Genomic DNA, 13777 nt, shown 5'->3' with positions numbered 1-13777 from the left:
TTATTTGTGGAAAACTCTCGCAACCATCGCGATCTCTTCGCGGTCCGGAACCAGCAGTCGATAAAACTGCGTGTGGGAAAACCGGCAGAAAATTACGATGCAGGAAACGGACTGCGCCGTCATCGAAATCGACGTGGCCAGCGCGATGCCGTTCGTGCCCATCAGCGGAAGAAGAATCAGGCTGGAAATAATATTTATAATAATTCCAAGCGCGGTAGGGATAATATTCAGCTCCGGATGCCCATAACCCGCAATGGAGTTTCCAAGGACCTTGGAATAGGAGTAAAAAACGGAACCGATCATCAGATAGGGCAGCGGGCCCAGCGTCCCCACATACATCGGAAACACAATCGGCACCAGAAAACGCGCGACCCAATAAAGCGCAACGGCACCAAGCGTCGTGATATAGGTAACCACCTTGGAGGAAAGCAAAGTAAGACGGACTTTGTCTTTCATCTGCGTCATTCCCGAGATTCTGCTCAGGATAACCTGACTGACGGCATCCGGCAAAATCCAGACCTGCCGCATCATCGTGACCGCCAAATTATAGATGCTGAAATTGGCAATACTGGAAACCCATTGGACGATATATCCGCCCAGATATGAATTCAGGTAAGTCATCACGTTGCTCACGTGAGATTTGAGGCTGTACCCAATCATGCTCCCGACACCGACGGGCAGGTCATTTTCCGGCGCGGGTTCCTGCATCGGGCCGTTCCAGCGCACGACCCCCCAGAGAGCAAGAAGCAGAGTCACAAGTGAAACTGCTATCGCGCCCCAAACCCAGAAAAACACATTCGGGCGCAGAAAGACCGCGACTGCCAGCGCAGCCATCAGGATTCGCTGGACAAGGTTGACCAAATTAAATGATTTAAACTTGTTTTCACCGCGAAGGATTGACGTGCAGATGTTAAACAGAAAAGAGAGGACACTGTAAATAACGATCGCGACCAAAAACTGCCCCGGCGTCGAAGCAAAGAAAGAGCTGCCGCGCAGAAAAAACAGGGTTGCGGCGCCAAGTACGATAATTGCCGCCGTAATGCTTATGCTCAGCCGCCCGATCGCATGCCGGGTGTTTCGGATCGAGTTTCGGGCGACGTAATAGATAACGGCGGACGTGACGCTGAGGCCGAGGATTGTGAAGAACCCTTCGCCCCACTGCTGCATCTGTGTAAAATATCCCCTGATTTCGGGTTTGACGCGGTTCAGGACGATGAGCTGCGAGAACAAGGTTATGACGGAACCGAACAAATTGGTCCCGAATGTGTTTACCGAATCGCGCACCACTGCGCTTTGTATCTTTTTTTCTCTTTTTTGTTTCATCGCAAATAACGACTCCGTCCTGCCAGTTTTTTGGAACGGAGTCATTATAGCATTATCTCAGCAGAATCACAACCGAATTTTCACCGGCTGCCGCGCGCTTCCGGAAAACTGCGCGCCAAGGCTCTGCGAACGGCAAAGTACAGGGGCACCGCGATGATGTCCGCAAACACCGCATTGGTGGCGGTCGCTCCCAGTTTTGACAGCAGGACCATCTGAACCGTCTGCGCCGCGTCGCCCAAAACCAACTCTTTCACCGCCGAGTAGGCCAGATACAGGACGCTGTAAGAAACCGAGCCGGCCACAGCCCCGACAATGACGCGGGAAAGCTTTTCGCCGCGGCCGTCCCCGCCCCAGGCGATCAGGCCGCAGATCCAGGCCATCGCGAATTTGGTCACAAGCGTGACCGGCGCGCTGGACGCCCACCCGTTCGTAATGTCAAACAGAAAGGAACCTACCCCCGCGGCCAGTCCTCCGTAAACCGGGCCGAGCAGCAGCCCGGAAAGAATACAGAACACGTTGGCAAGCCCGATCATCGTTTTGTCTCCGCCGACGGGAATCTGAACCTTAAAAAATACCGTCGCGACAAAGACAAGCGCGCCCATCAGCCCCGCCAGCGCGAGATTGACGGTTTTATTTTTACTTCTCATATCGCATTCCCTCCTGCTTTTCCCAAGCTAATGCTGCTTTACCATCACGGCCAAGCGGCTTTTCAGCTTCATCCGGTCGAACGCGCGGCCAACCAGAATGTAAATAACCGCGCTTGCCGCCGCCTGAATCAGGTTTCCCGGAATTTCCGCCACAGGAGCCGCAAAGCTGCCGAGCAGAACCACTTCGGTCAGATAATACCCCGCGACGCAGATTCCTCCCGCCGCCGCGCAGGCGATCAGGTTCCGCTTGGTGACAATCGATTTTGCCGCCGACGCAAAGCACAGAACCATCGCCGATTTAATCAAAAGCGTGGGCAGCACGTAGACGGCGCTGCCGGTCAGGCCGTCCGACAGCGCCTCCCCGATGCCGCCCGCGGCCACCGCGTAAGGAAGAGGCAGAATGCTTGCCGCCAGGTATAGGAACGCGTCCCCCAGATGGATATATCCTCCGGTGACCGGGGTCGGAATATGGAACAGGTACGCGGTAACGACAAATATCAGCGCGGCGAACAGCGCCGTGAAGACAATCAGGCCCGTCGATGCTGTTTTTTTCATGCTTTTACCTCCAATAGGATTGATTTGCAAAAATTACGTTGGTATAATAATAGCGAATAACTGTTTCTATTGAAATATACAGTTTAAAAAAATTCTTTCAGTACAGTTGAGGGAGCTTATGACATATGATTTTCTGCAGCTGAACGGCGAATCCTCCGTTCCGCTGTATCAGCAGCTCTATTCAGCAATCTGCCGCGCGGTGGAATCGGGCCACCTGAAAGCCGGGGAGCGCCTTCCCTCCATCCGCGCGCTGGCGGAAGGACTGAACGTCAGCTGCACAACGGTGGAAAGCGCCTATCAGCAGCTCTGCGTGGAGGGCTACATCCGCGCGCGCCCCCAGCGCGGATACTTTGTGCTGGACGCCCGCCGGCCGGAACCGGTCCGGGCCGTTCCGCCATCCCCGGCGCCCCGCCCGGCCGCGCCGCAGGCCGTCTACAACTTCGGCAGCGACTGCGTGGACAGCGAAAATATGGATTTGAAGCTTTGGCGGAGGCAGATTCGGGACGTACTGAATCGGCAGGAGCTTATCGCCTCTTACGGCGATCATCAGGGGGAATACGCGCTGCGTGAAGCGCTGTCCTCCTACAGCTACGGCGCGCGCGGCGTGCTTGCCTCCCCGGACCAGATTGTCATCGGCGCCGGAACGCAGCCGCTGTTATCTATTCTATGCGGCCTTTTAAACGGCGGCGAAACAACCGTCGCCATGGAAGAACCCGGCTTTCGGCAGGCGGAACAGATTTTCTCCGACTGCGGGTTCTCTGTCTTGAAGCTGCCCGGGGACGAGGACGGGCCAAGGATGGACACGCTTGCGGCAAGCGGGGCAAAACTCCTGTTTGTCAGCCCGTCGAACCGGGTGCGCACCGGAACAAGCCTGCCGATCAGCCGCCGGATGGAGCTGCTTCGGTGGGCGTGGGAAAACGGCGGAATTATTATCGAGGACGACCACAACGGCGAACTCCGCTACCGCGCGCGGCCGATTCCCGCCCTTCAGGGAATGGGCGCCGGACGAAGCGTCGTTTACATCGGTTCGTTTTCCAAACTGCTTCTGCCGTCGGTCCGCATCGGGTACATGGCGCTGACGCCGGATTTGCTGGAGCGTTACCGCCGGAGAGCCGGAAACTACAATCAGACGGCTTCCAAAATCGAACAGCTCGCGCTCGCCAACTATATGAAAAGCGGACAGATGGAGCGCCACCTTCGGCGGCTGCGCAAGCTCTACGGTTCCAAATGCGACCTTCTGTCGCACGAACTGAAATCAGCGTTCGGCAGCCGTGTGGAAATTCTGCTTCAGGAGACGCCGCTGAGCATGATCCTGACCGTACACGCAAACGCCGACGCGGAAACCCTGCGCGATTTGGCTCTCCGGCAAGGGGTGCGCATCGGAACCACCTCTGGGGGCGAAAAAGTCCTGCTCGGATTCGCCGGGATTCCGTCGGAACAGATCAAAAACGCCGTCCAATGCCTGAAAACAGCCTGGAAAGACGTTTTATCATAAAAAGGAGACGAAAACAACATGAAAGCTTTTGAAAGACTGATTCACTACACGTCGTTTGACACCATGTCCAGCGAGGACAGCGAAAGCTGCCCCAGCACGCCGGGGCAGCTCGTTCTTGCGGACGCGCTGGCGGAAGAAATGAAGTCGCTCGGCTTCTCGGACGTCCGCCGGGATGATTCCGGTTATGTCTACGGCACACTGCCCGCAAACTGTGAGACGGCCGCGCCGGTCATCGGCCTGATCGCCCACATGGACACCTCCGAAGCCGCGCCGGGCGCGGGAATCAAGCCGAGAATCGTGAAAAACTACGGCGGCGGCGACATTGTTCTGAACCAGGAGAAAAGCATCGTGATGCGCGCGAAGGATTATCGGAGCCTCTCGGATTACGTCGGGGACGACCTGATCGTAACCGACGGCACCACCCTGCTCGGCGCGGACGACAAGGCCGGCGTAGCGGAAATTCTGACTGCTGTGGAAGAGCTGAACAAGCATCATACGCCGCACGGAAAAATTGCCGTCGCCTTTACCCCGGATGAGGAAATCGGACGCGGCGCGGACCGCTTCGACGTCAAGGGCTTCGGCGCCGACTTTGCCTATACGGTGGACGGCGGTACGCTGGGCGAGCTGGAGTACGAAAACTTCAACGCGGCCGGAGCCGTCGTGACCGTTCACGGAGTCAGCGTTCACCCGGGCGACGCGAAAAACCGGATGCGCAGCGCCGCGCAGTTTGCCATGGAATTCCACTCCATGCTTCCGGCGGCGGAAACCCCGGAGCATACCGAAGGGTACGAGGGCTTTTACCATCTGACGCGGATTTCCGGCGGCGCGGAAGAGGCAGAACTGCGCTATATTATCCGCGACCATGACCGCAATCAATTCGAGTCGAGAAAGGAAACCGTGCGCAGAATCGCGGATTATCTGAATGACAAATACGGTGCCGGAACGTTTGAGCTGTCGCTTTCCGATTCTTACTATAATATGAAGCAGGAAATCGAGAAGCATCCCGAAATCATCGAACGGGCCGAACGGGCGATGAAAGAAGCCGGCGTAACGCCACGTGCCGTTCCGATCCGCGGAGGCACGGATGGAGCCCGGCTGTCGTTCATGGGGCTGCCCTGCCCGAACCTGCCGACCGGCGGGCAGAATTTTCACGGCAGATTTGAGTTCATCCCGATTCAGGCGATGGATAAAATCGTTGAAATTCTGGTCCATCTTGTAAAAACGGATTCATAATTTTGATCCATCCCTCGGCGCGCCGGTAAGGCTGTGCCTTAAAATGCTTTCTCCGGCTCCGGCCGCGCCGGACCCCTGAGGGAAACGGGATTATTTATGTTTCGGCGTTTACTGGATTAGACTGAGAAAGCCAGGGCATTTTTTGAAATTTTCTATCGTAATTAATGCAAAAATATGATATGATAAATCAATAAAACACCAAAACATCGAAATGAACAAAGGATGGTTGCTATGGCGGTTCGTGAGATTCTTCTGTTGGGAAACAAGGCCCTGTACACCACCTGTCGGAAGGTCTCTCCGGACGAAGCCGAAAAAGCGGCGCAGGTCATCCGCGATCTGCGGGATACTCTGGACGACTTTCAGCGGCGGTACGGTTACGGACGTGCCGTCGCCGCCCCGCAGATCGGCGAGCCGTTTCGCGTCATCTGCATGAATTTCGGCGGGCATGACCTGACTTTCATCAATCCGGAGCTTGATTTTTCAGGGGAAACATTTGAGCTTTGGGACGACTGCATGAGCTTTCCCGGGCTGGAAGTTCGCCTGCTCCGTTACAAACGGTGTACCGTTAATTTTCTGGACGCGCAGTTTCGGCCTCACACTCTTGTCTGTGAAGGAGATCTTTCGGAGCTTATTCAGCACGAATACGACCATCTGGACGGGATTCTGGCCGTTCAGCGGGCGCTGGACAGCCATTCCTTCCGAATCAACCCGGAAAAGGCTCTGCTGTGCCGTGACAAGGCCGTTCATTGAATCACTTTTTGTTTCATGATATAATTGATGTTTAAAAGAATGCAGTTAAAGGGGATAAACGGAAAATGAACCTAGTCAACCAGTACCGCACGCATTTTTGCGGCGAAGTCAGCGAACAGGAAATCGGAAAAGAAGTCCGCGTTGCGGGATGGGTCGAAAATATCCGGGACCACGGCGGAATCAAATTCCTGGATATCAGGGATCATTCCGGCGTGGTCCAGATCGTCGTTTACGATGACGCCCTCTTAAATGAAGTCAGCCGCGAATGCAGCCTGACCGCGTCCGGCACTGTCGTTCTGCGCGACGAGGAAACCGTCAATCCCAAAATTCCGACCGGAACGGTCGAGGTAAAGGTGAGCGAACTCACCGTGCTCGGCAAGGTTCTGGAAAGCCTTCCGTTCGAGGTTCCCCTCTCCCGGGAAACCAAGGAGGACGTCCGCCTGAAATATCGTTTTCTCGACCTGCGCAACCCGAAGGTCCACGAGAATATCGTGCTGCGGTCAAAGGTTATCTCGTTTCTGCGGAGGAAAATGACCGACCTCGGTTTTCTGGAAATTCAGACGCCGATCCTTTCCGCTTCTTCTCCGGAAGGCGCGCGGGACTATCTGATTCCCAGCCGTCGGCACCCCGGCAAGTTTTACGCGTTGCCGCAGGCTCCCCAGCTGTTTAAACAGCTTCTGATGGTCTCCGGCTTTGACCGTTATTTCCAGATCGCGCCATGCTTCCGGGACGAAGACGCACGCGCCGACCGCTCGCCGGGTGAATTTTACCAGCTGGATTTCGAGCTTGCGTTCGCCTCCCAGGAGGAAGTGTTCAAGGTCGCCGAAGAAGTAATTGGGGAAACGTTCTCCGAATTTTCGGATAAAACCGTGACAAAGGCCCCGTTCCCGCGCATTCCCTATGCGGAATCCATGCTGAAATACGGTTCCGACAAGCCGGACCTGCGCAATCCGCTTTTGATTCAGGATATTACCGATTTGTTTGAGGGAACAGCCTTCAAGCCGTTTCAAAATAAAATTGTACGGGCCATCAGCGTGCAGGACTGCGGAAAACAGCCGAAGAGCTTTTTTGAAGGCATGCTGAAATTTGCCGAAAGCATCGGCATGAAGGGCCTTGGCTATATCAAAGTGGCGGAAGACGGCGCTTATCAGGGGCCGATCAACAAATATCTTCCGGACGAGAAACGCAATGAGCTGACCCGGCGCGCGGAACTGAAACCCGGCACCGTTGTGTTCTTCATCGCCGACGAAGCCGACGCGGTCGCGGGGCTTGCAGGACAGATTCGCATGGAGCTGGGCCGCAGGCTGGGCCTCATCGACGAAAGCCGCTTCGACCTTTGCTTTATCGTCGATTTCCCGATGTTCGAGCTCGACCCCGAAACCGGCGAAACGGTCTTTACGCACAACCCGTTCTCCATGCCCCAGGGCGGGATGGAAGCACTGCTTACGAAGAAGCCGGAAGACGTGCTCGCCTACCAGTATGACATTGTCTGCAACGGTGTGGAGCTTTCTTCCGGAGCGGTGCGGAACCACCGCGTCGATATTATGAAAAAGGCGTTTGAAATCGCGGGCTACACCGAAGAAGAGCTGGAAACCAAATTCACCTCCCTTTACCACGCGTTTCAGTTCGGCGCGCCGCCGCACGCGGGCATGGCGCCCGGCGTCGACCGCATGCTGATGCTGCTGACCGGCGAGGACAATATCCGCGAGGTCATCGCGTTCCCGATGAATTCCAACGCGCAGGACGTGATGATGGGAGCGCCGAACGAAGTCACGGAGCAGCAGCTGCGGGAAGTGCATATCCGGCTGAGAAAATAATCCGGAAGGAGCTAGAACATGGTCACCCACGAAGAAATCCTGAAAATCGCGCGTCTGGCGAAGCTTTCCGTCGCGCCGGAGGAGCTTGACAGCCTGACCAAAGACATGAACAGCATCATCGAATTCGCCGACGCCGTCAATTCGGTTGCCGCAGAGGACTCCGATTTTGACAATAGTAACAGCCTTTCGAACGTATTCCGCGAGGATAAGGTTGTTCCCTCCTATGACAGGGAGGAAATTCTGAAAAACGCGCCGAATCAGGAAGACGGATATTTCCTGGTTCGCCGCCGCATGTAGGAGGGGCCCGATGGAACCATACGGAATCATCCCTAAAATCGGAAAGCTCCTGCGCTCAAAGGAAATCAGCTGCACGGAGCTGACGAAACAATATCTGCACTCCGCCGAAACGGAAAACAAGCGCCTGAACGCCTATGTGAAGCTGACGCCGGAAGCCGCGCTGAAAACCGCCGCGGAAGTGGACCGCAAGCTCGCGGCGGGAGAAGAGCTCTCTCCGCTCGCCGGCATTCCGATGACGCTGAAAGACAACATTTCCACAAACGGAATTGAAACGACCTGCTGCTCAAAAATTCTGCGGGGCTACACCCCGATTTACGACGCGACCGTCTGGGATATTTTAAAAAGGCAGGACGCCGTACTCATCGGCAAGGCAAATATGGACGAGTTCGCGATGGGTTCTTCCTGTGAGACCTCCTGCTTCGGCGGAGCAAGAAACCCGCATAATACGGAGCGCGTCGCGGGCGGCAGCAGCGGCGGCGTCGCTTCGGCCGTGGCGGGCAACCTCGCCGCGTTCGGGCTTGGCTCCGACACCGGCGGCTCGATTCGCCAGCCTGCCAGCTTCTGCGGCATTGTCGGCCTGAAGCCCACCTACGGCGCGGTTTCGCGCTACGGGCTGATCGCGTACGCCTCCAGCTTCGATCAAATTGGCCCGATCACCCGGAGTGTTGAGGACGCCGCGCTGGTGTATGACGCGATCGCAAAATACGACCCGATGGACTCCACCAGCAGCGAAAAAGCACAGCCCGCGTTCTCTTCTCTGGGAAAAGACATCAAGGGTATGAAAATCGGTGTTCCAAAAGAATACTTTGACGGCGTGCGCGAAGACGTGAAAGCCGCTCTGCAAAACGCTTTGAAGGTTTATGAATCCCTTGGGGCGGAAATCGTGGATTTTTCGATGCCGTCCATCCAATACAGCCTTCCCGTTTACTATATTCTCGCCTGCGCGGAGGCTTCCTCCAATCTGGGGCGCTACGACGGCATCCGCTACGGCGCGCGCACGGAGCATTACGCAGACCGCGACGAAATGATCTGCAAGACGCGCAGCGAAGGCTTCGGCGCGGAGGTAAAACGCCGTATCCTGCTCGGCACCTATGTTTTAAGCGCCGGGTATTACGATGCGTTTTATAAAAAAGCGCAGAATCTGCGCGGCACGCTGGTCAGGGCATTCGAAGACGCGTTTGCAAACTGCGACGTGATTGCCGCCCCGACCGTCCCAATGACGGCGTTTCCGCTCAATTTTACCGCTCGGGACGCGGTGGAAACATATCTGACCGATATCTGCACGGTACCGGTGAACATCGCCGGCCTGCCGGGGATCAGCGTTCCCTGCGGCTTCGGCGGCGACTCGATGCCGGTCGGGCTGCAGCTCATCGGTGCCCGTTTTTCAGAGCCGGCCCTCTTAAACGCCGCGTTCCAGTATGAACAGGCGGCGCGGAGCGACGTATTCCGTGCTGTTGAAACGGGGGTTGTGCTATGAATTACGAGCTGATCTGCGGACTTGAAACTCATGTGGAGCTTTCCACAAAGACGAAGATTTTCTGCTCCTGCTCGACGGAGTTCGGCGGAGAGCCGAACACGCACTGCTGCCCGATCTGCATCGGCCTGCCGGGCACGCTGCCCAAACTGAACAAGGCCGTCGTGGAGTACGCCGTCATGGCCGGTCTCGCGACAAACTGCGAAATCAGCCCGGTTTCCAAAATGGACCGAAAAAACTACGTCTACCCCGATTTGCCGAAAGCCTACCAGATTTCCCAGTACGACATGCCGCTGTGCAAAAGCGGCTGGGTCGGGCTTTCAAACGGCCGCCGCATCCGGCTGAACCGCATTCATATCGAAGAGGACGCGGGCAAGCTGGTGCACGACCGAGGAAACATCTTTGTCGATTACAACCGCGGCGGCGTTCCGCTGATCGAGATTGTAACGGAACCGGATTTGCGGAGCATTGAGGAAGTGCAGGAATATGTGGAAAAGCTCCAGATGATTCTGCGTTATATCGGCGTTTCCGACTGCAAAATGCAGGAGGGCTCCCTCCGCTGCGACGTCAACGTCTCCGTGCGCCCCGTTGGGCAGGAAGAATTCGGAACCCGCGCCGAAATTAAAAATATGAACTCTCTTGCGTACATGGCAAAGGCCATCGCATACGAATTCGACCGTCAGGTCGATCTGATCCAAAGCGGTGAGGAAGTGGTTCAGGAAACCCGCCGGTTCGACGAAGGCTCCGGCTGTACGGAAGGGATGCGCGGCAAAGAGGACGCGGACGACTACCGCTATTTCCGGGAGCCGGACCTTGTCGCCATTCTTGTTTCCGACGAGATGCGAAAATCGATTCAAAAGCAAATGCCGGAAGACCCGCAAAAGCGCCTGACGCGTTTTGTCTCGGATTTCGATCTTCCGGAAGCGGACGCCCGTCTTTTGATTGAACACCGCCGCATCGCCGATTACTTTGAAACTGCCGCAAAAGGCGCCAAAAACCCCCGCGCCGTTGCCAACTGCATCTTAGGGCAGATGTTTGCCCGTCTTGGCACGGAAGCGGAAAAGGAACAATTCGAAGTCGCTGTTTCGCCCGAACAGCTTCACGAGCTGATCCTGCTTCTGGATTCCGGAAAAATCCGCATGAATCTGGTGAAATCCACGCTCGAAAAGATGCTGGACACCGGCAAGCCGGCAAAGGAATTTCTCAGCGAACAGGATCTTGCCGGGATGAGCGCGGACGATTTGAAGGCCGTCTGCGAAAAAGCGGTTGCGGAAAACGAAGCCGCCGCCGCGGACTACCTCGCCGGGAAAGAAAAAGCGCTCAAGGCGATTCTCGGCTCCGTCATGAAGGCGACGCGCGGAAGGGCCAACCCGCAGGAAGCGGAAAAGCTGCTGGCGGACATTATTCGGCGTTGATAAAGATTTCACCGAACGCTTCAAGATACAAAATGAGAGACTGCCTTCATGACAGTCTCTCATTTTTTCGTACTATAACAAATCGGGGATCACCGGCAAAACCGGAGGTCCCCGCTCTAATTAAATCATGCCGTCTTCCTGTTCCGATGGACTGGCAAGCGCCGGAATCAGCGACAGAAAGAGACGCCTTTTTACATGCGGAGTATCTTAACTCTCCCCCTGAGGAGCGAATCCATGCAGCAGCACCTCTTCAAAAGCTCTTAACCGCTGCAGAGCCGAATCGTCCTCAATCGGCATTTTCATTTGAAGATAGTGATACAGTTCCCTCAGCTCCGCAGAATCGGGCCGAAAACCGAGGTCATCCAGGCAGGCGGGCAGATCCATTTTTCTAAGAAATCCGGAAAGCTCCTTCGCTTGCCTTTCTTCTTCTCCGTTTACCATGATCTGCCAGGTCAGAGAGGCCCCAACAAGCTCACCATGTAAAAAATCATGTGTTAACTCCGGATGGCAGTCACAGAAAAAGCTGTAAAGACAGTGTGAAATTGCAGCCTGTTTCCCGCCGCTTGCCAGACAGGAGATTAAACCGGTGGCGGAAAGGGCCGCGCAGACCGAGTTCTCCACCTGCTGGTCGCAAATCTTCGACCGCATTTTTTCCAGCACCTGCGGCCCGTTTTCCAACAAGAAACGGTAGGTCTCACCCGCCCCCGCGCAGGCAAGGCCGGAGTAGAGATTTCCACTCCAGAATTTGGTATAGCGCCTGTTATAGGTAATTTCCGGCATTTTTGCCATCGCGTCGATGATTCCCGCAGCATTGTAGCGCACGGGACAGTCCGACACAATGACATCCAGATCCGCGATCGTGGTCGACGGGACATAAGCGGGCCAGTAGTTCCCCAGAAAATGTCCGTCGTCGGTATAGTAAACCGCCAGCAGAGCGGTGGCGGCGCAGGTCGCGGCCGAAGTGGGAACCGTGATGGACCGGACCCGGCACAGATCGGACGCGATTTTTGCGGCATCCATGATGCGGCCGCCGCCGATTCCGGCGACCACCGCCGCTTTCATCCGCCTTGCCGCCTGTGCGGCCGCTTCGTAGTTTCCGGCAGCGCAAAAGCCGTCGAACCAAAAAATCTCAAACCGGATTCCCACCTTCCGGAGCGCGGGTTCCACGCGGTCCCTCACCTTCGGGTACACCGTACGGTCCGTTATGATCAAGACGGATTCCCCGTGCGCTTGCACCTCTTCTGGAAAGACAGCCAGCGCGCCTCGACCTTGGTAATAGCGTCCGCTGCTGATTTGTACCGCCTTGTTTTCCGTCATGCCGCTGCCGCACCTTTCTTTTTCTCCAGATGCTTTTTGACCATGGGAAAGAACAGCATAAAGACTGCAAGAAGAATAAAGAAGCAGCTGATGGGCTTCTGGAAGAAAATCAGAGCGCTTCCCTGCGAAATAATCAGCGCGCGCCGCATATTCGACTCCGCGAGAGGCCCTAAAACAATCGCGATTACCATTGGGGTCAACGGGAAATCCAGCTTTTTCATATAGTAACCGAACAACCCGATTAAAGCCATCAGCAACGCGTCGAACGTCGTGTTGTTTACCGCGTAAGCGCCAATAATGCACAGGGTAATCAGAATCGGAACGAGTACCTGCGTGGGCACCTTTGTTACGTTTACAAAGAACTTGATAAAAAACCGGCCCTGAATGTACATGAAAATATTGACGATAATTAGTGCGAACATAATGCTGTAAACCCACTGCCTCTGCTGCACGAAAAGCTGCGGACCGGGAATAATTCCCTGCATGGTCAGTGCGCCGAGCAGAACCGCCGTGTTGGTGTCACCGGGGAGACCCAACGTCAGCAGCGGAACCAGCGTACCGCCGGTAACGGCATTGTTTGCCGCTTCGGAGGCGACGATTCCCTCTCCATCACCCGTTCCGAACAATTCCGGGTGCTTGCTGGCTCGCTTGGCCTCATTGTAACTTAAAAATGAGGCAATTGCCGCGCCGGTCCCGGGTACAACGCCGATAAACGTGCCAATAATGGATGATTTTAATAGAGTGGCTTTATATTGCAGAACGTCCCTGAATGAGATCTTTTCATTGCTTTTAACCTCTATGACATCGCCGGCAGGCTTGTATATATCCCTTGCCTTGTACATGATCTCCGTGATTGCAAACAGACCGATCAGGGCGGGAATAATATTTACCCCGCTGGACAACTCGGTAATATTGAATGTAAACCGGTCCGTTCCCCCGACCGGGTCCATACCGATCGTGGCGACAAACAAACCGACAAGGCCCATGATCAGCCCCTTGAGTAAAGAACCGCCCACACTGGCAATAATGGTAAGCCCAAACAGCGCAAGCGCAAAATACTCAGCGGGTCCAAAATCCAGCGCGACTCTCGCAATCTGCGGAGCAGCTACGATTAAAACGGCAACGCTGAACAAGCCGCCAATTTCCGAAGCGGAAAGCGCCAGACCCAGCGCGCGGCCCGCCTGACCCTTTTTCGCCATCGGATAACCATCCAGCACTGTTGCAGCGGATGCCGGCGTTCCAGGGGTATTGATCAGAATCGCGGTAACGGAACCGCCGTAAATGCCTCCGCAGTAAACGCCCAGAAGCAAAATCATCCCTGTGAGGGAATTGAGTCCGTAGGTCATCGGCAGCAAAAGCGCAATGCACATCGTCCCCGTAAGGCCGGGCAGGGCTCCCACAATGATGCCTGCGGCAAGTCCAATGTTCAAAAAAAGAATGTTTTCCCAAGTAAA

General features: G+C 55.6%; 12 protein-coding genes. 7 read left to right on the top strand and 5 right to left on the bottom strand.

Translation table 11 applies throughout. The features are described from left to right. The 3 genes from HCR03_RS17205 to HCR03_RS17195 all read right to left on the bottom strand — a co-directional run bounded on the left by HCR03_RS17205 (position 1) and on the right by HCR03_RS17195 (position 2525). On the bottom strand, positions 1-1323 hold the full coding sequence (locus tag HCR03_RS17205; protein ID WP_187035604.1) for a lipopolysaccharide biosynthesis protein: 1323 nt from the start codon (positions 1321-1323) through the stop codon (positions 1-3). 80 nt (positions 1324-1403) lie between these two features. Next, positions 1404-1970: an ECF transporter S component gene (locus tag HCR03_RS17200; protein WP_187035602.1), complete on the bottom strand. Its 567-nt coding sequence runs from the start codon at positions 1968-1970 to the stop codon at positions 1404-1406. Between the two features lie 27 nt (positions 1971-1997). Continuing rightward, positions 1998-2525, bottom strand: a complete 528-nt coding sequence (locus tag HCR03_RS17195) for a TIGR04002 family protein (protein ID WP_187035601.1) — start codon at positions 2523-2525, stop codon at positions 1998-2000. Between the two features lie 118 nt (positions 2526-2643). Between HCR03_RS17195 and pdxR the strand changes: the two genes are divergently transcribed. The 7 genes from pdxR to gatB all read left to right on the top strand — a co-directional run bounded on the left by pdxR (position 2644) and on the right by gatB (position 11006). Beyond that, positions 2644-4020 (top strand): MocR-like pyridoxine biosynthesis transcription factor PdxR, encoded by a 1377-nt coding sequence (gene pdxR / locus HCR03_RS17190; protein ID WP_187035600.1) that lies wholly within the window; start codon positions 2644-2646, stop codon positions 4018-4020. A gap of 18 nt (positions 4021-4038) precedes the next feature. Next, entirely contained in the window at positions 4039-5253 is a 1215-nt protein-coding gene (pepT, locus tag HCR03_RS17185; RefSeq protein ID WP_187035599.1) for a peptidase T, read from the top strand. A gap of 231 nt (positions 5254-5484) precedes the next feature. Further along, complete coding sequence (locus HCR03_RS17180; protein WP_187035598.1) at positions 5485-6003, top strand: peptide deformylase; 519 nt, start codon at positions 5485-5487, stop codon at positions 6001-6003. A gap of 65 nt (positions 6004-6068) precedes the next feature. After that, positions 6069-7820 carry an aspartate--tRNA ligase gene (gene aspS / locus HCR03_RS17175; RefSeq protein WP_187035597.1) on the top strand — a complete coding sequence of 584 codons (1752 nt, stop codon included), beginning with the start codon at positions 6069-6071 and terminating at the stop codon, positions 7818-7820. Positions 7821-7838: 18 nt separating this feature from the next. Beyond that, positions 7839-8117, top strand: a complete 279-nt coding sequence (gatC, locus tag HCR03_RS17170; protein ID WP_066645221.1) for an Asp-tRNA(Asn)/Glu-tRNA(Gln) amidotransferase subunit GatC — start codon at positions 7839-7841, stop codon at positions 8115-8117. Between the two features lie 10 nt (positions 8118-8127). Further along, on the top strand, positions 8128-9594 hold the full coding sequence (gene gatA / locus HCR03_RS17165; protein ID WP_187035596.1) for an Asp-tRNA(Asn)/Glu-tRNA(Gln) amidotransferase subunit GatA: 1467 nt from the start codon (positions 8128-8130) through the stop codon (positions 9592-9594). Beyond that, a complete protein-coding gene (gene gatB / locus HCR03_RS17160; RefSeq protein ID WP_187035595.1) occupies positions 9591-11006 on the top strand; it encodes an Asp-tRNA(Asn)/Glu-tRNA(Gln) amidotransferase subunit GatB in 1416 nt (471 codons plus the stop codon). The genes gatA and gatB overlap by 4 nt, the downstream gene beginning before the upstream one ends. Before the next feature lie 207 nt (positions 11007-11213). Here gatB and HCR03_RS17155 read toward each other — a convergent pair whose 3' ends face one another. Beyond that, complete coding sequence (locus HCR03_RS17155; RefSeq protein ID WP_066645216.1) at positions 11214-12323, bottom strand: iron-containing alcohol dehydrogenase; 1110 nt, start codon at positions 12321-12323, stop codon at positions 11214-11216. Further along, on the bottom strand, positions 12320-13753 hold the full coding sequence (locus HCR03_RS17150) for a tripartite tricarboxylate transporter permease (RefSeq protein ID WP_267459195.1): 1434 nt from the start codon (positions 13751-13753) through the stop codon (positions 12320-12322). Before HCR03_RS17150 ends, HCR03_RS17155 begins: the two co-directional genes overlap by 4 nt. Between the last annotated feature and the right edge of the window lie 24 nt (positions 13754-13777).

The sequence above is a fragment of the Caproicibacter fermentans genome, assembly GCF_014303955.1.
GTDB classification, from domain to species: domain Bacteria; phylum Bacillota; class Clostridia; order Oscillospirales; family Acutalibacteraceae; genus Caproicibacter; species Caproicibacter fermentans.
This window is presented reverse-complemented; position numbering and strand designations above follow the sequence as displayed.